Here is a 22578-nt window from a genome sequence, read left to right as displayed (position 1 = left end):
GGCGCCCCCCCCCCCCCCGCAGCCAACGCCCCGCCCGGTCAGTCAGACTGACCGAACGGCGCTTTCGCTCCGTTGTGCTTTCGCTCCGTTGTGCTTTCGCTCCGTTGTGCTTTCGCTCCGTTGTGCTTTCGGTCCGTTGTGTGTTCGCCCGAGTCCCCGCCGTCAGCGTTCGTAGTCGGTCGGACGCCCGAGGATGGGGCCGTCCCAGCGATTGCTTTGCTCCGCTTCGACCGATGCGGCGCGGCGGCGTTCCTGGGCGTCGAGCTGGGCGGTGGTTTTGTTCCAGACAGCCTTGAGCCAGTGGAACGTCAGGGCGACGACGAGTATCCATCCGAGGATGAGGCCGATTCCGGGGCCGCTGCCGACGGAGTCGGCGGGAAGGGTCTGACGGGACCAGATGGACAGCATGCCGAAGACCGACGCCACTCCGGATCCGGCCAGTGCGATCCAGGCGAGGGCCCAGATTCGGGTGACGAGTGCGAGGACGGACATGACGACGGCGAAGACGAGCACAAGCCAGACGTAGATCCGCGAGGGCAGTGCGATGGCGTCGGCGACGGCGGCACCGTTGCCGGACAGTACGTCGAATCCGTTGACGGCGCCGGTGTGGGGCAGGGCCAGCGACAGCAGCAGAAGCATCACCAGCGAGGCGACGACGACGGCGCGCACACCCGGGTCTATCTCCGAGTCGATCTGCTTTTCGGCCCGGTCGTAGTCCGGTGCCCGGTAGTCGTCGGTCGCGTGCTCGGGGATCTTGTCGGCGTCGGTCATAGTGCGCATCCTGTCGTGGCGGGCAACGGGGCGGGGGCACCGATGGACGGCAACCCCAATCCGACGCCGATGGGTGCCGTCTTCGGCACGGTTCCTCGTTCGTAGGCGTCGCCCGCGGCGGTCCGGCGGTGCGATGCGACGCCTGCGTCGGCGATGAGGTGATAGGGCGCGGCCGCGGTGATGGTGGTTGTCACCACGTCGCCCGGACGGATTGCGGCGAGCTGTTCGGGTTCGCCGCTGAAGTGCACCAACCGTCCGTCCCGTGCCCGGCCGCTCTTGCGATGGGTGGCTGCGTTCTTGCGGCCTTCACCGGTCGCGACCAGGATCTCCACGTCGGTGCCGATCAGCGCTCGGTTCTCGCCGAGGACGATCTCCTCCTGCAGTGCGATCAGGCGGTTGTATCGCTCCTGCACCACTTCCTTGGGGATCTGCCCGTCCATGTCCGCGGCCGGTGTGCCCGGCCTCTTGGAGTACTGGAATGTGTAGGCGTTGGCAAACTTCGCCCGACGCATGACCTCGAGAGTCTGTTCGAAGTCCTCTTCGGTCTCGCCCGGAAATCCGACGATGATGTCGGTGGTGATCGCCGCGTGAGGCATTGCTGCACGCACCTTGTCGATGATTCCGAGGAACTTGCTCTGGCGGTAGGACCGGCGCATCGACTTGAGGATCCGGTCCGATCCGGACTGCAGCGGCATGTGCAGTGTCGGGCAGATATTCGATGTCGATGCCATCGCCTCGATGACGTCGTCCGTGAACTCGGCTGGGTGAGGTGAGGTGAACCGGACACGCTCCAGCCCGTCGATTGCTCCGCAGGCTTTCAGCAGAGCGGCGAACGCTCCGCGATCCCGGGGCAGTGCCGGATCGGCGAACGACGCGCCGTACGCGTTGACGTTCTGACCGAGCAGTGTGACTTCGAGGACGCCCTGGTCGACGAGGGCCTGGACTTCGGCGAGGATGTCCCCCGGCCGTCGATCGATTTCCTTGCCACGCAAGGCAGGCACGATGCAGAAAGTGCAGGTGTTGTTGCAGCCCACGGAGATCGAGACCCATCCCGCGTACGGGGATTCACGCTTCGCCGGAAGGGTCGACGGGAACGCCTCGAGCGATTCCAGGATCTCGACCTGGGCTTCGTCGTTGTGTCGTGCGCGCTCGAGGAGGACGGGGAGGGATCCGATGTTGTGGGTGCCGAACACCACATCGACCCAAGGAGCCTTCTTGACGACGGTGTCGCGGTCCTTCTGAGCGAGGCATCCGCCGACCGCGATCTGCATCCGAGGGTTCCGCCCCTTGGCGGGCCGAAGCATTCCCAGGTTTCCGTAGAGCTTGTTGTCCGCGTTCTCGCGTACAGCGCACGTGTTGAAAACCACCAAGTCGGCGTCGGTGCCCGAGTCGGCCGGCACGTAGCCTGCCTCTTCGAGGAGTCCGGAGAGCCGCTCCGAGTCGTGCACGTTCATCTGGCAACCGTGCGTTCGTACCTCGTAGCTCCGAGCCTCGGACCGTGTAGCTTCTTCGTTCAACATCGACACACACCAGACTAACAGCGCCATTCCTCGTGCTCTGCCACGCCGGCGTGCATCGGGCCATGTCACACGTCACTCGGCACCTGGGGCGATACCGACCATCAGTAAAGTTTCCATTACATAATCCGAATCAGCGGGTGAAAACCGGTGAAGACGAGCAAACTACGAATAGGGTTCTGCTCTATGACGCACGCCACCGACGCGCCGGCTTCCGGTGCTCTTGCCGATCGACCCCCCATGATCTCTCTGAAATCGGTAGACAAGCACTTCGGTGATCTGCACGTTCTCAAGGACATCAACCTCGAAGTTCCCGCCGGACAGGTCGTCATCGTTCTCGGACCGTCCGGCTCCGGAAAATCGACTCTGTGCCGGACGATCAACCGTCTCGAGCCCATCGACTCGGGAACCATCGAGGTCGACGGGTCCGTTCTCCCCGCCGAGGGGAAGGCTCTCGCCGCACTGCGCGCAGACGTAGGAATGGTTTTCCAATCCTTCAATCTGTTCGCACACAAGACGATCCTCGAAAACGTCATGCTCGCCCCGCAGAAAGTTCGCAAGCTCAAGAAGGACGAGGTGCGCAAGTCCGCACAGGCACTCCTCGAACGTGTCGGAATCGCCAACCAGGCCGACAAATATCCCGCTCAGCTCTCGGGCGGACAACAGCAGCGTGTGGCAATCGCACGGTCCCTCGCGATGAACCCCAAAGTGATGTTGTTCGACGAGCCGACCTCCGCACTCGACCCCGAGATGGTCAACGAGGTCCTCGACGTGATGACGTCGCTCGCGAAAGAAGGCATGACGATGCTCGTCGTCACACACGAGATGGGTTTCGCGCGCAAGGCCGGTGACCGAGTCATCTTCATGGCCGACGGGGCTGTCGTCGAGGACACCGACCCCGAGACGTTCTTCACCGCACCCGAATCCGATCGCGCCAAGGACTTCCTCGGCAAGATTCTCGGGCACTGACAGCCGGTTCACCCATACAGCACATACGGTTTCGCACCACCAACCTCTGGAGGAAAACAGTCGTGAAAATCAATCGCACGCTCCGCGTCGCAGCAGGAATCGCAGCGCTCGCCGTCGTGGCTACCGCGTGTGGCGGCAACGAAGAGCGCAGTGTGTCGTCGAGTGCCGAGGACGGCAACCTCATCGTCGGCATCAAGTACGACCAGCCGGGCCTCGGCCTGCGCAACCCCGACGGCACCTTCAGCGGCTTCGACGTCGAGGTCGCCAAGTACGTTGCCGGTCAACTGGGCGTGTCCGAGGAGAACATCGAATTCAAGGAAGCTCCGTCCGCTCAGCGCGAGACGCTGATCCAGAACGGCGAGGTCGACTACGTCGTCGCCACGTACTCGATCACCGATACCCGCAAGGAGAAGGTCGGTTTCGCCGGACCGTACTTCGTTGCAGGACAGTCGCTGCTCGTCACGGACGCCAACACCGACATCACCGGTCCGGCATCGCTCGAGGGCAAGCGTCTGTGCTCGGTGTCCGGGTCCACCCCCGCACAGAACATCGCCGACGAGTACCCCGGCGTTCAACTGCAGAACTACGACACCTACTCCGCCTGCGTCGAGGGTCTGCGCAACGGTGCGATCGACGCCGTCACCACCGACGACATCATTCTCGCCGGTTACGCTGCCCAGTACCCGGGTGAGCTGAAGGTCGTCGGCGAGCCGTTCACGACGGAGAACTACGGCATCGGCCTGGCCAAGGATGACACCGAAGGCCGCAACCAGATCAACGACGCCATCGAAGAGATGATCTCGAGCGGCGCATGGGAGCAGGCGTTCAACGACACCGTCGGTGCGTCGGGGTACACGCTCCCGGCCGAGCCCACCGTCGACCGCTACTGACGCACCACCCGTCTGCGGGTGCATCCGATTCTTCGGATGCACCCGCAGTCGAGTCCGCTCCAGCCGATTGGACACCCCTACCTTGAACCTATTGAGCAAGTACGGCGATCAACTCGTCGACGCGTTCATCATGACGATCAAACTGACGGTTCTGTCCGCGATCGGCGCCCTCATCCTCGGCACGATCATCGCCGCGATGCGCGTGTCACCGATCCCCATCGCGCGCGCCATCGCGACCGGCTACGTCACCATCTTCCGCAACACGCCTCTGACACTGATCATCCTGTTCACGTCCTTCGGGCTTTATCAGACCCTGGGCGTTGCATTGGCTCCGCAGGAATCGACCACGTTCCTCGTAGACAACAACTTCCGCCTGGCTGTGCTCGGTCTGAGCGTCTACACGGCGTCGTTCGTCGCGGAATCGCTTCGGTCCGGCATCAACACCGTCCCGGTCGGGCAGGCCGAAGCCGGTCGTTCCCTGGGCATGACGTTCACCCAGAACATCACGATCATCGTTCTACCCCAGGCATTTCGCGCGGTGATCGGCCCACTGGGCAGCGTGTTGATCGCGTTGACCAAGAACACCACCATCGCGTCGGTCATCGGAGTCGCAGAGGCGTCGTTGCTGATGAAGACGATGATCGAGAACGAGGCCGCCATCTTCGTCGTCGGTGGAATCTTTGCCCTCGGGTTCGTCGTCCTGACGCTCCCGACCGGACTGCTGTTCGGCTACCTCAGCAAGCGATTGGCGGTGAAGTGATGAGTGACGCCGTAGCCGTTCTCTACGATGTTCCCGGCCCCAAGGCCAAGCTCCGGTACCGAATTCTGTCCGGTGTCGTCCTACTGGTCTCGCTGGGCATCGCCTACTTGATCTATCTCGCGCTCGATTCCAAAGGGCAGCTCACCGCCGACAAATGGGACCCGTTCCTCGAATCCACCACGTGGACGACCTACCTGTTACCGGGCATCCAAGGCACGCTCGTAGCCGCGGCACTGTCGATCGTGTTCGCATTGATCCTCGGCGCGGTTCTCGGCATCGGCCGGCTCTCCGATCACCGTTCGATACGCGTGATCAGCGGCGTCATCGTCGAGCTGTTCCGCGCCGTGCCCGTACTGATCCTGATGATCTTCCTGTACGCGGTCTATGCCGAGTACGAAGTCTTCAAGGTCAAATACCTGGCACTGGCCGCCGTGGTCACGGGCCTGACTCTGTACAACGGATCCGTCATCGCGGAAATCGTTCGTGCAGGCGTCAATTCGCTGCCGAAGGGTCAAACCGAAGCGGCGTCCGCCCTCGGCATGCGCAAGGGCCAGGTCATGAGTCTGATCCTGCTGCCGCAGGCGGTGACCGCGATGCTGCCCGCGATCATCTCCCAGATGGTCGTAGCGTTGAAGGACTCGGCTCTCGGCTACCTGATCGGGTACGTCGAAGTCGTCCGTGCCGGCCAGCAGGTCGGTGCGTTCTACGGCAACTACCTGCCGTCGCTGATCATCGTCGCGATCATCATGATCGTCATCAACTCGTTGCTGACGAAGCTCGCGACCGTGGTCGAGGGTCGGATGCGACAGAAGAAGCGTAAGACCGGCGGTACCGTCGTACCGGCGGCCGACTTCGGCGGAGGACCCACAGGCGCCGCCTGACCTCGCGTCGATCGGATACAAGACGAGGCCCGCAACACCATCGGTGTTGCGGGCCTCGTGTGTTCGACGGGATGTGCTGGTCACGGGTGGACGATCACCCGAGATCATCACCGTCGAAGTCTTCGGTTTCGGCTCCCAGACGGTCGAGCTGTTCCTTCACGACTGCAAATGCCATTCCCTGCGAGTAACCGCGACGCGCGAGCATGCCGACGAGCCTCCGAACCACCTTGTCTCGCTCGGACCGCGCATCAGGACTCCCCGTCTCCGGAAGAGACAACGTCCGACACTTCTTCCGTACCAACTCACCGGCACGTTCGCGCTCGTCTTCGGCGTCGATTTGATCGAGTGCGACGCGAGCAAGATCGTCGCTGACGCCTTTGGTACGCAGTTCCCGACTCAGGACGTGTTTGCCTTTGCCGGAATACGTGTGCCGGGAATGCACCCACTGCTCCGCGAACGCTGCGTCGTCGACCAATTTCGCTGTGGTCAACCTGTCCAGCACTGCCGTTGCGACGGCGGACGTGAATCCCTTTTTCGTCAAACGCGTTTCGAGTTCATGCCTGCTGCGTGCTCGGTCGGTCAGCAGCCGAAGGCAGACATCCTGTGCCTGCGCTTCGGTGCCACCACCGTCGCCTGAATCCACTGACAACTACCCAGACTCAGAACTCGACAGGTGCGGCTTCGTCGGTGGCCGTGACGTCGGCCCCGATCTGCAGCTTCTCCATGATCTTCTTCTCGATCTCGTCGCGGATGTCCGGGTTCTCGAGCATGAACTTCCGAGCATTTTCCTTGCCCTGGCCGAGCTGATCGCCGTCGTAGGTGAACCAGGAGCCCGACTTGCGAATGAACCCGTGCTCGACGCCCATGTCGATGAGCGAGCCTTCACGGCTGATGCCCTTGCCGTACAGAATGTCGAACTCTGCCTGCTTGAACGGAGGCGCAACCTTGTTCTTCACGATCTTCACACGCGTGCGGTTGCCGACTGCGTCGGTGCCGTCCTTCAACGTCTCGATACGGCGGACATCGAGGCGAACGGACGAATAGAACTTGAGTGCCTTACCGCCGGTGGTTGTCTCCGGGGAGCCGAACATGACGCCGATCTTCTCGCGCAGCTGGTTGATGAAGATGGCCGTGGTGCCGGAATTGCTGAGCGCACCGGTCATCTTTCGCAGCGCCTGGCTCATGAGACGAGCCTGGAGACCGACGTGACTGTCTCCCATCTCGCCTTCGATCTCGGCGCGCGGCACGAGCGCAGCGACCGAGTCGATGACCAGGATGTCGAGCGCACCCGAGCGGATCAGCATGTCCGCGATCTCGAGCGCCTGCTCACCGGTGTCCGGCTGCGAGACCAACAGTGCGTCGGTGTCGACGCCCAGCTTCTGAGCGTAGTCCGGATCCAGTGCGTGCTCGGCGTCGATGAACGCGGCGATTCCGCCGTTGCGCTGCGCATTGGCGACTGCGTGCAGTGCCACGGTGGTCTTACCCGAGGATTCCGGACCGTAGATCTCGACGACTCGGCCACGCGGCAGTCCACCGATGCCGAGCGCTACATCCAGGGCGATCGACCCGGTGGGGATGACGGCGATCGGCTGACGAACCTCGTCACCGAGCCGCATCACCGATCCCTTGCCGAAGTTCTTGTCGATCTGCGCTAGTGCGAGATCGAGCGCTTTGTCGCGATCGTATGCAGGCATCGTGATCTCCTTGAGTGGTCTGTATCCGTGTGGTCTGTATCGGTGCGGTCTGTCAGCGTGGTTCGTAGTTCAGCGTGTTGTCGGTAACCGTAGAGCCACCCACCGACACGTTCGATCCAGCCGCACTCGACGAGCCCAACCGAATGACACCCAGCATAGGCGAACACGTGTTCGATTGCGTCATCCGACACGCGGAAAGGGCCGAGAATTGTCACCAGCGACTACGCGGCACGTCGAACTCCTTGCACAGCGCGCGCCAGACCTCACGCGGATCGACCCCGGCCTCTATCGCCTCGGCGCCGGTGAGCCCGTCGATACCGGTGATGACGTGATCGACCAGGATCGAGTCACCCCGAATCTGGCCGAACTCCTCGACGAGCAGTTCACGGAATTCAGTCAATCGCACCGTACAACCGTACCGAAACGGTGTCAGGCGAGAGCAGCGCGGCACACCTCGACCGCATCGTCGACGTCGTGTGCTCCTGCCGCAGCGTCAGCAGCAGCGCGGGCGTAGGACGGGCCCTCCAACACTGCCCGTACGGCGGACCCGATCGACTCCGGGGTCGGCGGACGAACCACGATGGCGCTCCCCTGCCGCTCGGCGCGGTTGGCCAGCTCCCACTGATCCCCGCCGCCGGGGACCGCGACCACCGGAACACCGTGGATCAGAGCCTTCGACAGGAGACCGTGCCCACTACCGCACACCACGACGTCTGCTGCGCGCAACAGCGCGTCCTGACGCCCGAGACCAGCTACGGCCCACGTCGGCAACGACGACGGAGGGTCGTCGAGTATCGACGCCACCACGCGCGTACCGCTGCCCTGCATTCCTTCCAGTGTCATCTCGAGCATTCCCGCCGCCCCGGTGAACGCCGTCGACGGCGCCACCATCACGACCGGGCCGTCGCCGGGCGGAAGTTCGAGAATCTCGTTCGTCGGCTCCCAGTGCAGAGGACCCACGACATGCGCCTCCGACGGCCAATCCGGCCTCGGGACTTCGAGGGCGGGAATCGTCGCGATCAGCCTGGCCGTCGGACCCGGGTCCTCGGAGGGAAGCCCTATCCCGATCCGTGCCGCACTGCGTTGCGCTTTGCCCTGGGCGATGGATCGTCCGGTCGCGGCGCGCATCATCCGATCACGAAGCCTGCCGCGGAATCCGACGCCACACGCAAGACCACTTCCGATGGGAGGCAACCCTTTCGACGGCGTGTACAACGGGTGGGGCGAGAGCTCCACCCAGGGAACGCCGAGTTTCTCGGCCGCCATACCGCCTCCGGCAGTCAGTATGTCGGAGACGACGAGATCGGCCGATACAGACCGAAGATCCGGAAGAAACTCCGTCGCGACGAATGCGGCGCGCGAGTGAATTCGCTGGCCCGCATCCATGTCGTCGTCCTCGGGCCGTGGAGTGAGGCCCTCGAGCAACCGGGCGTCCACTCCAGCTGCTCGCGCACCGTCGATCCACCTGGAACCGGTGAACAACACCGGCTCGTCCCCCGCCTCGACGAACTTCAGGCACAGTGCTATCGCCGGAAAAGCATGGCCTGGGTCGGGGCCTGCCACTACCGCTACGCGCACGGGTTCAGCGTGCCACAGTTGTTCACATACGCGTATCTGTGGTCACCGACGCGTGTGCAGGAACTGCACGAGGGCTCGCTCCGCGGAGTCCACGGCTCGCTCCCGGTCGACGTCCACGAGCCCGATCCTCGTGCGTCGGTCGAGCAGATCACCCACGGACCGAGCACCCTCGTACTGCACCGAGAAAGCCAACTCCGCCTCGCAGATGTCGATCCCTTCCGCAACCGGTGCCCACCCACCCGGCATCCGGTCCGCGAGTGCTCGGACGAGCATGGCGTCGGCTCCGAACCGTCGGACCACGGACTCCGGGGCGTCGATGGCATCGAGGGTCTGCTGCGTCGCGGCCCCCACGAGCGGAATCGATGCCGTGCGTGAAGGTCCGAGTGTCTCATCGAGAGCCGTCGCCACCACGTCGACGGCCTGCTCCGCCATCAATCGGTACGTCGTCAGCTTGCCGCCCACCACACCGATGGGTCCGGCACCGTCGTCGAGCACGGCGTGCCGACGGGACAGGTCGGCCGAAGCTCCATCACCAGCGGCCAGCAGCGGACGAAGACCGGCGAAGGATCCGATGACGTCGGCGCGCGTCGGCGCCGGGTCGACGACGGTTGCGAGAACTGCGAGCAGGAAGTCCACCTCCGCGTCCGAGGCGACGGGGACATCCGGTACCGGACCCGAGGTCGCCTCGTCGGTCAATCCGACGTACACGCGGCCTAGCGGCGCTGGAAGTGCGAACACGAAGCGGTTGCGCTCACCGGGTATCGGGATGGTGAGCGAACAATTCAGCCCGCCGAACGTCGAATCGTCGAAGACGAGGTGCGTCCCGCGGCTGGGACGCAGGGTGATTCGGGGGTCGATTTCACCAGCCCACACCCCTGCGGAGTTGACGACGATCCGCGCCCTGATGCGAGTGTTCTCCCCGGACTCGGTGTCGGTGATCAGAGCCGACGTTCGGTCGACGTCGGATGCGCCCAGTCCGGTCAGGACGGAGGCGCCGTACGACGCGGCTGTACGCGCGATGGCCACGACGAGTCGGGCGTCGTCGACCAACTGCCCATCCCAGGATCGTGCGCCGCCGCGCAGTCCGCGACGCCGAACGGTGGGCGCGGCGTCGACCACGCTGCCCGCTCCGATGAGATCTGCGCGCGGCAGCAGCTCCGCGGACGTCCCGGCGGCCGCTCTGAGTGCGTCTCCTGCGGCCTGGCCGGCCCTCATCACGGCGGCATCGACCCGAGATATCGACTCGTGCAACGGAATGATCGTCGCGAGGCGCTTAACCAGATGTGGGGCTGTACGGGTCATCAGAATTCCGCGCTCCACCGCACTCTCGTGGGCGATCCCGACGTGGCCCGACGCCAGGTACCGCAGGCCGCCGTGCACCAGTTTGGAACTCCACCGGCTCGTCCCGAATGCCAGATCGTGCTTCTCGACGAGAGCAACGCTCAGTCCGCGTGACGCCGCGTCGAGCGCAATGCCTGCACCGGTGACACCGCCACCCACGACCAGAACGTCGACAACGTGACCGCCCCAGAGCTTTTCGATATCGCGTTCACGTCGGGAGCCGTTCAGCGCCGAACTGCCGGAGGGGGCCGAACTGCCGGAGGGGGCCGAACTGCCGGAGGGGGCCGAGCTGCCGGAGGGTCTCACGGACCAGCCGGGCGAAGGTACGTGTCGACGGCGTAGGAGACTTCCGCGATCAACTCGTCACCGGGAATGCGCTGCGCGACCATGTTCGCCGATTGGACTGCGGACTGGACCATGAGGAGAACGACGGTCGCCAGATGAATCGTGTTCCCGTGGCGGATCGACGAGTCCCGTTGCCCTGCAGCTACGACGGGCGCCAGCGCGTCGATGATCAGCGACTGGCTGGTGCCCAGCCGGTGGAGGATGTAGGTGGACAGGATGTCCGAGTCGGACTCGATGATCTTGACGAACAGAGGGTGTGAACGCACGTTGTCCGCCACATCGCGTGCCGCGGAGGACACCTGTGGTCGGACAGGAGCGTCGAGATCGAACGACGGCATTACCGAACCGATCTCACGTGTCAGCAACGACGACACGACGGCCCGTGTGTCCGCCCAGCGCCGGTAGACCGTCGGCCGGCTGACCCCGGCACGTCGAGCGATCTCGGCGAGAGTGGTGCGCCGGACACCGTGTTCGAGGATGCAGGAGCGCGCCGCGTCGAGTACCTGGTCTTCGACGGAGGACGAATCCTTCACGGCAGACGAGCCTGCAACGGACTGGTCACTCACTGTCGGCACCTCGCTCGGTGGCCTCGAGAACGAAATACCGAGACCGGGTTACAAATATGCAAGCTGTGTAACACTATAGATCATGCAGGAACATCCCCCGGTGGAGCTGCCCGGCGCGTCGCCCTCGACGATGGCCTGGGATGCGTGGGGAACCGCCGAGAACAAGCGCGTCCTGTCGACCGAGGTTCGAGACCTGCTGCAGTCCGCGCTGGGCATTTCCGGCGCACCGGATCGGTCCGAGGGGGAGTTCGCTCCGGTGCGACCGACTCGATCGCGACTGACCGACGACCGACGCCGAGGTTTCGAGGACATCGTCGGTGCCGCATACGTTTCCACCGACGACGACGTTCGACTTCGGTATCTCGGCGGCAAGAGCACGACCGATCTGCTCGCCAGGCGCCGCGGCGGGGTGCAGCACGCACCGGACGCAGTCCTCTTCCCCGCGGATACACAGCAGCTGGAATCCCTTCTTCGGTACTGCAGCGACTTCGCGATCGCCGTCGTTCCGTTCGGCGGTGGCACCAGCGTCGTCGGCGGAGTCGACCCGGTCCGCGAATGGTTCGACACCGTCGTCACGGTCAGCACACGTCGACTCGACGCGCTGACACATCTCGATGTCGAATCTCGCACCGCAACGTTGCAGGCAGGAGTCACCGGCCCGGCAGCCGAGGAGATGCTCGGCCGTCACGGCCTGACCCTCGGTCATTTTCCGCAGTCGTTCGCCTTTGCCAGCATCGGAGGGTTCGCCGCGACACGGTCGTCGGGCCAGTCGTCCTCGGGATACGGGCGTTTCGACGACATGGTCGAGGCGATGACCGTCGTCACCCCGGTCGGTACGACCGTCTGCGGACGAGCGCCTGCGTCTGCGGCGGGACCGGACCTGCGTCAGGTCTTCCTCGGTTCCGAGGGCACTCTGGGAATCGTGACGTCGGTGACCGTACGAGTCCGGCCGATCCCTCGTCACACCGAATACCGGTGTTGGCATTTTCCGGACTTCGCCTCCGGAGTCGAGGCACTGCGAGAGCTGTCCGTGGCGACGGGCAGGCCGACGGTCGTGAGGCTGTCGGACGAAGCCGAATCCGCCATCGACGCCGCCCTGTCGGGACGGGCCGGTCCAGACGGTGAGCAGGGCGGCTGCACCGTCGTGGCGACGTTCGACAGCCCGGACGGCGACGACTCGGCGATCGACGCTGCAACGGCCGCCGACGCGGTGGTGCTCGCCTCCGGCGGGCATGTGACGGACGCCGAGGGTGCAAGGAGATGGGAAGAGAAGCGGTTCGATTCGCCGTACCTACGTGATGCGCTGCTCGACGCAGGTGCCCTGGCCGAGACTCTCGAAACAGCAACGAGTTGGTCGAATCTGAGCACGGTACGCACCCGGGTCACCACCGCTCTCGTCGAGGCGCTCACCGGGCTCGGCACTCCTCCGATCGTGATGTGTCATGTGTCGCATCTGTACGCCACCGGTGCGTCGCTTTACTTCACAGTGGTCTGCGCGGCAGCACCCGACGCGTCGGCGCAGTGGACGACCGCCAAGCGTGCGGCGACCGAAGCCATCGTCGACAGTGGAGCGACTGTCACACACCACCACGCCGTGGGCCGCGACCACCGATCGTGGATGCCCGACGAAATCGGACACGTAGGGTCCGCAGTCCTTCGAGCCGTGAAGGGCGCGGTCGATCCCGCGGGAATTCTGAATCCTGGCAAACTGATTCCGTGACTGTCACGGTTCTGACGAACCCCACTGCGGGCCGCGGGCGCGGAGTCCGCGTGTCCACAGCTGTCGTTGCACGATTGCGCGAGCGAGGCGTCGACGTCGTCACCATCGAGGGCAGAACTCCGGGCGAGGCACTCGATCAGGCGAGGAGAGCGGTCCGCACCGGCACTGACTGTCTCGTGGCCGTCGGGGGCGACGGACTGGTCAACCTCGCTCTGCAAGCAGTCGCCACGACCACGACCCCGCTGGCTGTCGCCCCTGCCGGGACGGGCAACGACTTCGCTCGCCTCGTCGGAGTCCCACTGGACGACCCGGTGGCGGCGGCGGACATCGTCATCGACGATCGACGTCGGTCGCTCGACCTCGGGCGCGTGGGAAACAGGTGGTTCGCGACCGTCCTGTCGAGCGGATTCGACAGCCTGGTCACCGAACGCGCCAACAGAATGACGTGGCCCTCCGGCCCGTCGAAGTACAACATCGCAATGCTGTTGGAACTGAGCCGGTTTCGATGCATCCCGTACTCCATCGAGTTCGACGGGCAGTCGATGGACGTCGATGCGACGCTGGTGACCGTCGGCAACGGTCCTACCTATGGGGGCGGTATGGCAATCTGTCCGGGCGCCGATCCCGACGACGGACTGTTCGACGTGACCATCGTCAGGGCGTCCAGCCGCACTCGGTTGGTCCGGCTCTCCCCCACGCTGTACAAGGGCACGCACGTCGACCTCCCCGATGTCGAGACCTACCGCGCCTCGCGGGTGCACCTCAGTGCTCCCGGGATGATCGCGTACGCCGACGGTGAGAGGATCGCGCCGCTGCCGGTACGGATCGACTCGGTTCCCGGAGCCGTCACCGCCCTCGTGGGAACTACAGCTTGGTCAGATCGCGCTGGTCGCCCGCAGAGATCGCCTTGACCAACCAGTAGATGCCGAACACGATTGCCGCCGCCACCGCCACCCAGAACAATCCCTTGATCACCGTGCCGAGAACGGCGAACGCGAGCCAGACCAGGACGATGATGCCGAGAACTTTCCAGAACATGTGATTCCCTTTCCTTGGTGTGCTTCCGATCCTGGCATGCCGCAGACGCGAAAACACCACTCCAGCAGGGAATTCAGGGGAAGATGGGGGAATACCCTTAAGTCTCGGAACGCACACCTGAGGACGCGGAAGACTCAGGAGTGCCGGCCTCTGATCGCCGCCAGTTCTGCCAGCGCACTGGCCCACCCTTCCAGACGATCGGTGGCGGAGAGCAACTCGGCCTTGCGTAGCTCCACCGCACTGCCTGGCACGCCGCCCGGGCTCGTCAGACGTGCGGCCGCCGCGACGAGGTCCTCGAATTGGTCGACGCCCTTGTCCAACTCGACGGCTGCCGTCGCAATGGTGGGCGACAGGTGCGAGGCCGCCCGGGCGCTTCCGTCCGCCGCTCGTTCCAACGACGAGATGTCCGCGGCCATGTCGCGCAGCGTACGGGCGGCGGCGTCGGCGACGTCCGTGATGTCGGACACCTCTGCCGAGTCGACGAACTCGGACCGGGTCAGAATCCCCACGAGCTCGTACAGGCTGTTCTGTGCACCCACGAGTCGACGCACGGGTTCGTAGGCTGCCGAAGATCTGGGCGGCAACACGGCCTTACCAGGACGAGCAGCCGGGAGGGGCTCCGCTCGCAGACGTCGGTAGCGACCGAAGGCCATTACAGCCGGTACCGCAAGCAACGCCGCACCACCGCCTCCGGCGAACAACGTCCACTCGGGAGCCGAGGCGACGGCCAAACCCGCGGTCGACGCGGCGGTCGCACCGGACGCACTGCCCAGCCAGGTACCCCTTCGACGAGCTCGCTTGATCCGTCTGAGATGTTTCTGCCGAGGATCGTTCCACCGACCGACCGCGTCGACGGCGGACTCCACAGACCGCCGAGCCGTGTCGGTGGCTGCTCGCACCATCGAAACCGACTCGGAGACGGGCATGGCCGACCACTTTCGTGACCGGCCATGCTGTTCGTTCGACACGAGCTACTGGTTCTGTGCCGGGGGCTCGGGAGTGGCGTTCGAGGCCTTCTGGATCGACGGCTTGGGCGCCGCTGCGGAGTTACCCGAAGGAAGGGAGTCCCCTGCCATGGACGCGCGGATCTGCTCCAAACGGCTGTGACCGGCCATCTGCACCGACGCCTGCTGCACCTCCATCATGCGACCGGACACGGAATTCTGTGCGAGCTCGGCCGAACCGAGTGCGTCCGCGTAGCGTCGCTCGATCTTGTCTCGGACCGCATCGAGGCTGGGCGTGTTGCCCGGCGCCGACAGCGTGCTGTCCATGGATCGCAGCGACTCGCTGACCTTCTCCTGCATCTTGGCTTGCTCGAGCTGGCTGAGAAGCTTGGTGCGTTCGGCGACCTTGGCCTGCAGCGCCATGGCGTTCTGCTCGACGGCCTTCTTGGCCTGCGACGCTGCCTGCAGCGACTGATCGTGCAGGACCTTCAGGTCCTCGACGCCCTGCTCGGCCGTGACGAGCTGTGCGGCGAACGCTTCGGCGGCGTTGGTGTACTGCGTTGCCTTGTCCACGTCACCGGCTGCCGCAGCCTGATCGGCCAACGTGACCGCTTGACGGGCGTTCGCGTTCAGCTTCTCGACCTCGTCCAGCTGACGGCTCAACTTCATTTCCAGCTGACGCTGGTTGCCGATCACCGAAGCAGCTTGCTGGGACAGCGCCTGGTGCTGCCGCTGCGCGTCCTCGATGGCCTGCTGAATCTGAACCTTGGGGTCGGCCTTCTCGTCGATCTTGGAATTGAAGAGGGCCATCATGTACTTCCAGGCCTTGACGAAAGGATTAGCCATGGGTTGATCCTGCCTCCATATCGAGCGCCGGGTTCGCGCGTAGGGGGTCAGCTGAGGTGTACAGCGACCGTCGAAGAACTGCCAGTGACACGAGAATACTGGTCTGGTCGGTTTGTCGTGAGTGTCGTTTCCACCCTAGCGGTACGAGGGCTCATGTCTGCCGATCAGGCAGCGGCTAGAGCCCGCGCGGGCGCAGGAATGACAACACGAGTGTCGTCGGCGATACGAGGCGACACCGCGTCCACGTCGGTAGCCGCGTCCGCACCTACAGCAGCATCTGCGTCGGCAGCACGGGCAGCCAGCGTCGATTCCGACAGCGACTCACTGACGTCGCTCATGACGTCGGCAAGGGGGACGGCCAATGCGTCGCAGATCGCGTTGAGCAGCTCGCTCGACGCTTCCTTGCGGCCACGCTCGACCTCGGAGAGGTAACCGAGACTCACCCGTGCAGTGTTGGAGACCTCGCGCAGGGTCCGGCTTTGCGCAACGCGAGTGCGCCGCAGACTGTCGCCGAGTGCTTCACGCAATAGCAGCGCCATCTCGCTCCTCCTCGTTCTTCGTCATCTGTGGTTCTTCGTCATCTGTGGTTCTTCGTCATCTGTGGTTCTTCGTCATCTGTGGTTTTTGTTCATCTGTGCGTACGGGACGTTCATCTTCAGCTACAACGAAGGACCGTGCTCGATTGGTTCCCGACCCTATACGGCCGTGTTCTCGATTACCCGCCGAAGCGACATCGACACACCTTTTCCGACCGTATTTCGGGTCAGGTCTCGTCCTCCCGGTGCAGCGGGTGGGTCATGACGTGACGCCACGCCGAAGCCGGATTGCCTGGACGATGTAATCGATGCCCGTGTACACGGTGAGCACGACGGCGGCGCCCATCAGAGTCACCGACACGAAGCGCACGTCGTCCGGGAGGGGGAACAGATAGAACCCGATCGCGAAGCTCTGCACCAGAGTCTTGATCTTGCCGCCCCGTCCCGCCGGGATGACGCCGTGACGGATCACGATGAACCGGACAAGGGTGATCCCGATTTCGCGAGCTGCGATCACGATGGTCACCCACCAGGGAAGGTCTCCCAGAATCGAGAGCCCGATGAGGGCTGCGCCGATCAGAGCCTTGTCCGCGATGGGGTCGGCCATCTTGCCGAAATCGGTGACGAGCCCGTACTTGCGCGCCAATTGTCCGTCGATCCGATCGGTGATGGCGGCTACCGCGAATACGACGGTTGCCGCGATTCGCCACGTCGTGTCGTGACCGTCGCCGGCGAACAGGACGACCAGGAACACAGGAACGAGCGCAATGCGGAGAACAGTGAGGACGTTGGCGATGTTGAGGATCGGGACGACCTCGGTACTGCCGGTCGCAGAATTGCCGTGGGGCAACTGCGGCGTCGGTGGTACGCGTTCGGTCATGCCGTACCGATCCGTAGGTGTACGTGTCGGCACAGGTGTCCCGGTAGTGCGGCGGCAAGTTCGGAGACGGACACACCAGAAGAATATCTGCTCGTGTGTTGGCTACTGTTCACCACATGACTTCTGCGCCGAACCGGGCGAGTCGAGACGATCTCGACACCTCCTCGGACCCAGCCTCGAACACCGGACAGTCTTCCCGCGGAGGCGACGATCTGGTGATTCGACGAGCACGGACGTCCGACATCCCGGAGATCAAGCGACTGATCGACATCTACGCAGGCAAGATCCTCCTCGAGAAGAATCTGGTGACCTTGTACGAGGCAGTCCAGGAATTCTGGGTCGCGGAACGCGCAGGAACTGTCATCGGTTGCGGCGCCTTGCACGTGTTGTGGGCCGATCTCGGCGAAGTACGTACGGTCGCGGTCGACCCGTCGGCCAAGGGACACGGTGCGGGCCGCCTGATCGTGGACAAGCTCGTCCAGGTCGCTCGCGACCTGTCGTTGCAACGTCTGTTCGTCCTGACCTTCGAGACCGACTTCTTCGCCCGGCACGGGTTCGTCGAGATCGACGGCACGCCCGTCACCGCGGAGGTGTACGCCGAGATGTGCAGGTCCTACGACACCGGTGTCGCGGAGTTCCTCGACCTCAGCTATGTGAAGCCCAACACACTGGGCAACACCCGGATGCTGCTGTCGCTCTGACAGGATTTCATCGTCCCGCAGTTCGAAGACGAAGGAATCTCACATGGCACTGTTCGCCGTCCACTACACCTATTCGCCCAGCACCACCGACGGCCGCGACACCCACCGCGCGACGCATCGCGCCTGGCTCGCCGATCTGCTCGAGCAGAACGTGCTGGTGTCGTCCGGTCCGTACGTCGACGGTAGCGGCGCGCTGATCATCGTCGAGGGAACCGACACCGCGTCGGTGGCCACGCTGTTCGAGCAGGATCCGTTCGCCGTGGAGAATCTCGTCGAGACGTCCACGATCGTCGAGTGGAAGCCGGTCATGGGCGCCCTGTCCTGACACCGCGTCAGGACCCCGCTCGGTGACGCGCCGTCAGTCCTCTGCCGGCGCGTCGTCCGGGTCGCCGCCCCTGATCGACCACAGCAAGCCGTCGAGCTCGTCGGGCTTGATCAACACCTCGCGGGCCTTGGAGCCTTCGCTCGGCCCGACGACGCCACGGTTCTCCATGAGGTCCATCAGCCGTCCCGCCTTGGCGAATCCGACGCGGAGTTTGCGCTGCAGCATCGACGTCGACCCGAACTGACTGGTGACGACGAGCTCTACCGCTTGCAGCAGCACGTCCATATCGTCGCCGATATCCGGGTCGACGTCCTTCTTGTCCGACGCCTTGGCGGCGGTGACCGTCTCGTTGTACTCCGGCTCCGCCTGGTTCTTGGCGAAGTCGACGACGGCCGAGATCTCCTCGTCGGTGATGAACGCACCCTGCAGACGGGTCGGCTTGCCGGCACCCATGGGGAGGAACAACGCGTCGCCCATGCCGATGAGCTTCTCCGCACCCGCCTGATCGAGGATGACCCGCGAGTCGGTCAACGACGACGTCGCGAAAGCCAGGCGTGACGGCACGTTGGTCTTGATCAGACCGGTCACGACGTCCACCGACGGCCGCTGCGTGGCGAGCACCAGGTGGATACCGGCAGCACGCGCCTTCTGGGTGATGCGGACGATCGCGTCCTCCACATCGCGGGGCGCCGTCATCATCAGGTCGGCCAGCTCGTCGACGATCGCAAGGATGTACGGGTACGGGCGGTACACCCGCTCGCTTCCCAGGGGTGCGGTGATCTCGCCGGAACGTACCTTCTTGTTGAAGTCGTCGACGTGGCGCACCTTGTTGACCTGCATGTCCTGGTAGCGCTGTTCCATCTCCTCGACCAACCAGGCCAAGGCGGCTGCGGCCTTCTTGGGCTGCGTGATGATCGGGGTGATCAGATGCGGAATGCCCTCGTACGGCGTCAGCTCGACCATCTTCGGGTCGATCAGAATCATCCGAACCTCGTCGGGCGTGGCTCGCGCCAGCAACGACACGAGCATCGAGTTGACGAAGCTCGACTTACCGGACCCCGTCGAACCGGCGACCAACAGGTGCGGCATCTTCGCCAGGTTCGCGCTGACGAAATCGCCTTCGATGTCCTTGCCGAGGCCGATCACCAGAGGATGGTGGTCCTTGCGGGTCGACGGAGCGGTGAGTACGTCGGCGAGTCGTACCATCTCGCGATCGGAGTTGGGCACCTCGATACCGACGGCTGACTTGCCGGGGATCGGGGCGAGCAGTCGGACGTTGTCCGTCGCGACCGCGTACGCGATGTTGCGGTGAAGGGCCGTGATCTTCTCGACCTTGACACCCGGTCCCAGCTCGACCTCGTAGCGCGTCACCGTCGGGCCGCGCGTGAATCCGGTGACCGCTGCGTCGATCTTGAACTGTTCGAGAACCTCGGAGATGGCCTCGATCATCGCGTCGTTCGCCTGGCTGCGAGTCTTCGGCGGATCGCCGTCGATGAGCAACGACAGCGACGGCAACGTGTAATCCCCGTCGACGACGCGGTCGACGACGATCTTGTCCTCGTCCGCGGCCGGTTTCGGCTCGGCCGCCTTCACGACGGGCTTGGGCCTGGGTCGCGGTGGCGTCGGCGCCGTCGGTGGCTCGAGTGGAAGTTCGGGTTCCGACGCGACCGGTTCGATCACCTCGGTCGGCAGTTGCTCCGCGCCGGGCTTGCGGGCTCGGGATTTCTTGACCGGGATGTACTCCTCGGTCGGGTAGTTGCCGTACGGATCCCCACCGAGATGCCCGGCAGCATTGTCCACGGGGTAACCGTCAGCGTCGAAGGCCGCCGCGTCGTAGTCCCCGTATCGAACGTCGCCGTAGTCGTTGTCACCGAACTCCGAACCGTAGTCGGCCGGGTCGTAGTCGCCGTACTCGTCACCGCGGCTGTCGGTCCCGAACAGCGATCGGAGGCGATCCGGAACGTCCCGCACCGTTGTCCCGGTCAGAAGCAGCACGCCGAACAGACCGGCCAACAGCAACAATGGCACGGCCAGCCACACGGTCAGACCGTCGGCGATCGGTCCACCTGCGACGTACCCGACGAATCCTGCCCCCGACGCGCGACCTTCGGCGTCCGTCGGCGACCCCGCCGCCATGTGCCAGAGACCGAGGATGGGGAGAATCAGCAGGATCGAGCCCAGGACCAGTCGCGGGCGGATGTCCGGATTCGGTTCGGTTCGCATGAGCAGAACGGCCACGGCGACTCCGAGAACGGGCACGATGTACCCGGCGTCCCCGACGATCGCTCGGACCGCTATCTCGATCCACTCGCCCACCGGACCGCCAGCCGAGAACCAGACCGCGGCGGCAACGACGACGCTGACGGCGATCAAGCCGAGGGCAAGTCCGTCACGGCGATGACCGTGCTCGATGTCCTTTGCCTTGCTGACAGTGCGGGTGGTGGCCCCTACTCCGCGGGCAGCCATCGACCACCCGGACGACATACCGCGTCCGACGGCGGACATCACTCCACCCGACTTCTTCTTGGGCGGCCGCCTCGATCCTGATCCGCGCGGCGCCGCATTCCGTGGGGCTGCGTTTCTCGGCGCTGCCTTGCGGGGCGCTGTCGGCTTCTTCGGCGTGGTCACCGTACGTGCGGTTCGCCCTCCGGACGGCTTGCGTGATCCCCCCGAAGCACGCGATGTCGACGAACCTCCGGCGCTGCCGGCGTTCGAACTCCGTGTGCTGGTCTTTCCTGCCATGGCCCCTAGGTTAGTCGCAACGGCCCCTTCGAAACCATCCGCAACACGAGTAACAGCCCGTCAGAAACTGCGATCCAGGTCGTCGACAGCCTCGATCGACGCCGCGTTCCCGGTCCTGTCGAGGTGGACCTCACTGCGCCCGAACGCGTGAAGCAGCAGCTCCGATGGCCGACCTGCCAGCACGACCTGTTCTCCCCCGGCTCTTTTCACCGTGACCGAGCGTCCATCGAGGGTCTCGAGAACGACACCTACCGGTGACCGCCGATACGCGAGGCGTCCCACGACCGTCGCGAGCCTCCACAGTCGATTCTGGAGATCGGCGGACAGCAGCCTGGGAGACCATCCGGACTGGGCGCGTCGAACATCCTCGTGGTGAACGAACATCTCACCGACGTTGACCAGGGGGTCCAGGACCTTGAAGGGCGACCACACCGGCGGCCCGGCTGCGACCTCCGCCACGAGTTCGGAGAACGGCCGACGCGCCACCTCGTTCTGCACCTTCTGCGTGTAGGAGTCGAACAGTGGGAGGAGTATCCCCGGCGCCGCATCCAACCGGCGTTCGCGGACAACGAGATGGGCCGCGAGGTCCCGCGTCGTCCAGTCGCCGCACAGTGTCGGTGCGGACTCCCCCGCTGCCGTCAAACTCAATACCAGTTCTGCGCGTTCGTGCTGTGCAAGGGTCACATCGATCCACCGTACGTGCCCGCTGCGCTGTGCGGACGACATGGACCGTAATCTCGGGTCGGTGCCGATCTCCGAAATTCTCGTCATTCTCGTTGCCGGATTCGGCGCAGGTGCGATCAACGCCGTGGTGGGATCGGGAACGCTGATCACGTTTCCGACTCTGGTCGCTTTCGGTTACCCGCCCGTCGTGGCGACGATGTCGAACGCAATCGGGCTGGTGGCGGGGAGCGTATCGGGTACCTGGGGCTATCGTCGCGAGCTCTCGGGCCAGTGGTCGCGGCTGCGATGGCAGATGCCTGCGTCGTTCCTCGGTGCGCTCGGCGGTGCGTGGCTGCTGCTTCACCTGCCCCCGTCGGTGTTCAGCGCGGTCGTTCCGGTCCTGCTGATCGGCGCACTCGTTCTGGTGGTGGCTCAGCCGAGCATCCAGGGGTGGGCCAGACGGCGTTCCGAGGCGGCGGGAGTCGCGGTGGACCACGTCAGCCGAACGAAGTTGACGCTGCTGACCATCGGGACGTTCGTGGTGGGAATCTACGGCGGCTACTTCACTGCAGCGCAGGGCATTCTGCTGATCGGCGTCATGGGCGTCCTTCTACCGGACTCCATGCAGCGCATGAATGCCGCCAAGAACTTGCTGTCGCTCATCGTGAACGTCGTCGCCGCGGTCACATACACCATCGTGGCGTTCGACGACATCAGTTGGGCCGCGGCCGGATTGATTGCAGCTGGATCTCTCGTGGGCGGATCCGTCGGCGCACGCTACGGCCGGAAGTTGTCGCCGTGGGCGTTGCGGATCACCATCGTCGTGATCGGCCTCATCGGCCTGTGGCGGTTGCTGGCCTGACGCGTGGAC

Annotated in this window: 24 protein-coding genes; 9 read left to right on the top strand and 15 right to left on the bottom strand. The window is 64.6% G+C overall.

Translation table 11 applies throughout. From position 1 onward, the window contains the following. Positions 1-162: 162 nt before the first annotated feature. On the bottom strand, positions 163-771 hold the full coding sequence (locus tag ACFULT_RS14655) for a hypothetical protein (RefSeq protein ID WP_378481781.1): 609 nt from the start codon (positions 769-771) through the stop codon (positions 163-165). Then, complete coding sequence (miaB, locus tag ACFULT_RS14650) at positions 768-2291, bottom strand: tRNA (N6-isopentenyl adenosine(37)-C2)-methylthiotransferase MiaB (protein ID WP_080733089.1); 1524 nt, start codon at positions 2289-2291, stop codon at positions 768-770. Before miaB ends, ACFULT_RS14655 begins: the two co-directional genes overlap by 4 nt. 237 nt (positions 2292-2528) lie before the next feature. On the opposite strand from miaB, the gene ACFULT_RS14645 reads away from it, so the two are divergent. From ACFULT_RS14645 to ACFULT_RS14630, 4 genes are all read left to right on the top strand, one after another. Then, a complete protein-coding gene (locus tag ACFULT_RS14645; protein WP_170945372.1) occupies positions 2529-3257 on the top strand; it encodes an amino acid ABC transporter ATP-binding protein in 729 nt (242 codons plus the stop codon). A 62-nt stretch (positions 3258-3319) separates the two neighbouring features. Continuing rightward, positions 3320-4147: a glutamate ABC transporter substrate-binding protein gene (locus tag ACFULT_RS14640; protein WP_094721759.1), complete on the top strand. Its 828-nt coding sequence runs from the start codon at positions 3320-3322 to the stop codon at positions 4145-4147. 82 nt (positions 4148-4229) lie between these two features. Then, on the top strand, positions 4230-4907 hold the full coding sequence (locus ACFULT_RS14635) for an amino acid ABC transporter permease (RefSeq protein WP_094721760.1): 678 nt from the start codon (positions 4230-4232) through the stop codon (positions 4905-4907). Then, a complete protein-coding gene (locus ACFULT_RS14630) occupies positions 4907-5788 on the top strand; it encodes an amino acid ABC transporter permease (RefSeq protein ID WP_037112862.1) in 882 nt (293 codons plus the stop codon). Before ACFULT_RS14635 ends, ACFULT_RS14630 begins: the two co-directional genes overlap by 1 nt. A gap of 94 nt (positions 5789-5882) precedes the next feature. Here the strand turns inward: ACFULT_RS14630 and ACFULT_RS14625 are convergent, their stop codons facing one another. The 6 genes from ACFULT_RS14625 to ACFULT_RS14600 all read right to left on the bottom strand — a co-directional run bounded on the left by ACFULT_RS14625 (position 5883) and on the right by ACFULT_RS14600 (position 11312). Beyond that, positions 5883-6431 (bottom strand): regulatory protein RecX, encoded by a 549-nt coding sequence (locus ACFULT_RS14625; RefSeq protein ID WP_378481904.1) that lies wholly within the window; start codon positions 6429-6431, stop codon positions 5883-5885. A 16-nt stretch (positions 6432-6447) separates the two neighbouring features. Continuing rightward, the gene (gene recA, locus ACFULT_RS14620) at positions 6448-7482 is read right to left on the bottom strand and encodes a recombinase RecA (RefSeq protein WP_019664110.1); all 1035 of its coding nucleotides are present in this window, start codon (positions 7480-7482) and stop codon (positions 6448-6450) included. A 211-nt stretch (positions 7483-7693) separates the two neighbouring features. Continuing rightward, on the bottom strand, positions 7694-7888 hold the full coding sequence (locus ACFULT_RS14615; protein ID WP_019664112.1) for a DUF3046 domain-containing protein: 195 nt from the start codon (positions 7886-7888) through the stop codon (positions 7694-7696). A 23-nt stretch (positions 7889-7911) separates the two neighbouring features. Then, positions 7912-9060, bottom strand: a complete 1149-nt coding sequence (locus ACFULT_RS14610; protein WP_378481780.1) for a glycosyltransferase — start codon at positions 9058-9060, stop codon at positions 7912-7914. Positions 9061-9102: 42 nt separating this feature from the next. After that, positions 9103-10629, bottom strand: coding sequence for a glycerol-3-phosphate dehydrogenase/oxidase (locus ACFULT_RS14605; protein WP_378481903.1), 1527 nt, complete (start codon positions 10627-10629; stop codon positions 9103-9105). Positions 10630-10703: 74 nt separating this feature from the next. Next, positions 10704-11312: a TetR/AcrR family transcriptional regulator gene (locus tag ACFULT_RS14600; RefSeq protein WP_378481779.1), complete on the bottom strand. Its 609-nt coding sequence runs from the start codon at positions 11310-11312 to the stop codon at positions 10704-10706. 130 nt (positions 11313-11442) lie between these two features. On the opposite strand from ACFULT_RS14600, the gene ACFULT_RS14595 reads away from it, so the two are divergent. Further along, positions 11443-13032, top strand: coding sequence for an FAD-binding oxidoreductase (locus ACFULT_RS14595; protein WP_378481902.1), 1590 nt, complete (start codon positions 11443-11445; stop codon positions 13030-13032). After that, positions 13029-13943: a diacylglycerol kinase gene (locus ACFULT_RS14590; protein WP_170945348.1), complete on the top strand. Its 915-nt coding sequence runs from the start codon at positions 13029-13031 to the stop codon at positions 13941-13943. The genes ACFULT_RS14595 and ACFULT_RS14590 overlap by 4 nt, the downstream gene beginning before the upstream one ends. Here the strand turns inward: ACFULT_RS14590 and ACFULT_RS14585 are convergent. From ACFULT_RS14585 to pgsA, 5 genes are all read right to left on the bottom strand, one after another. Beyond that, positions 13897-14070, bottom strand: coding sequence for a hypothetical protein (locus ACFULT_RS14585; RefSeq protein WP_037113341.1), 174 nt, complete (start codon positions 14068-14070; stop codon positions 13897-13899). The two genes, ACFULT_RS14590 and ACFULT_RS14585, sit on opposite strands and share 47 nt — an antisense overlap. A gap of 134 nt (positions 14071-14204) precedes the next feature. Continuing rightward, positions 14205-14996: a hypothetical protein gene (locus ACFULT_RS14580; protein WP_378481778.1), complete on the bottom strand. Its 792-nt coding sequence runs from the start codon at positions 14994-14996 to the stop codon at positions 14205-14207. 45 nt (positions 14997-15041) lie between these two features. Further along, the gene (locus tag ACFULT_RS14575) at positions 15042-15860 is read right to left on the bottom strand and encodes a PspA/IM30 family protein (protein ID WP_037112851.1); all 819 of its coding nucleotides are present in this window, start codon (positions 15858-15860) and stop codon (positions 15042-15044) included. 164 nt (positions 15861-16024) lie between these two features. Beyond that, entirely contained in the window at positions 16025-16399 is a 375-nt protein-coding gene (locus tag ACFULT_RS14570) for a helix-turn-helix domain-containing protein (protein WP_037112849.1), read from the bottom strand. Positions 16400-16655: 256 nt separating this feature from the next. Then, positions 16656-17276, bottom strand: coding sequence for a CDP-diacylglycerol--glycerol-3-phosphate 3-phosphatidyltransferase (gene pgsA, locus ACFULT_RS14565; RefSeq protein WP_037142456.1), 621 nt, complete (start codon positions 17274-17276; stop codon positions 16656-16658). 116 nt (positions 17277-17392) lie between these two features. Between pgsA and ACFULT_RS14560 the strand changes: the two genes are divergently transcribed. After that, on the top strand, positions 17393-17977 hold the full coding sequence (locus tag ACFULT_RS14560; RefSeq protein ID WP_230595699.1) for an amino-acid N-acetyltransferase: 585 nt from the start codon (positions 17393-17395) through the stop codon (positions 17975-17977). 43 nt (positions 17978-18020) lie between these two features. After that, entirely contained in the window at positions 18021-18302 is a 282-nt protein-coding gene (locus ACFULT_RS14555) for a YciI family protein (protein WP_019664124.1), read from the top strand. 33 nt (positions 18303-18335) lie between these two features. Here the strand turns inward: ACFULT_RS14555 and ACFULT_RS14550 are convergent, their stop codons facing one another. Both ACFULT_RS14550 and ACFULT_RS14545 read right to left on the bottom strand, forming a co-directional pair. After that, entirely contained in the window at positions 18336-21044 is a 2709-nt protein-coding gene (locus ACFULT_RS14550) for a DNA translocase FtsK (RefSeq protein ID WP_378481777.1), read from the bottom strand. Positions 21045-21104: 60 nt separating this feature from the next. After that, positions 21105-21728, bottom strand: a complete 624-nt coding sequence (locus ACFULT_RS14545; RefSeq protein WP_378481776.1) for a TIGR03085 family metal-binding protein — start codon at positions 21726-21728, stop codon at positions 21105-21107. A gap of 61 nt (positions 21729-21789) precedes the next feature. Between ACFULT_RS14545 and ACFULT_RS14540 the strand changes: the two genes are divergently transcribed. Beyond that, a complete protein-coding gene (locus tag ACFULT_RS14540) occupies positions 21790-22569 on the top strand; it encodes a sulfite exporter TauE/SafE family protein (RefSeq protein WP_037113336.1) in 780 nt (259 codons plus the stop codon). The last annotated feature ends 9 nt before the right edge of the window (positions 22570-22578 follow it).

Origin of the sequence: Rhodococcus sp. NPDC057297 (genome assembly GCF_042667435.1) — a bacterium.
Classification (GTDB): domain Bacteria; phylum Actinomycetota; class Actinomycetes; order Mycobacteriales; family Mycobacteriaceae; genus Rhodococcoides.
Note: the sequence above shows the minus strand (reverse complement) of the source record. Positions and strands in the feature narration are given on the sequence as shown.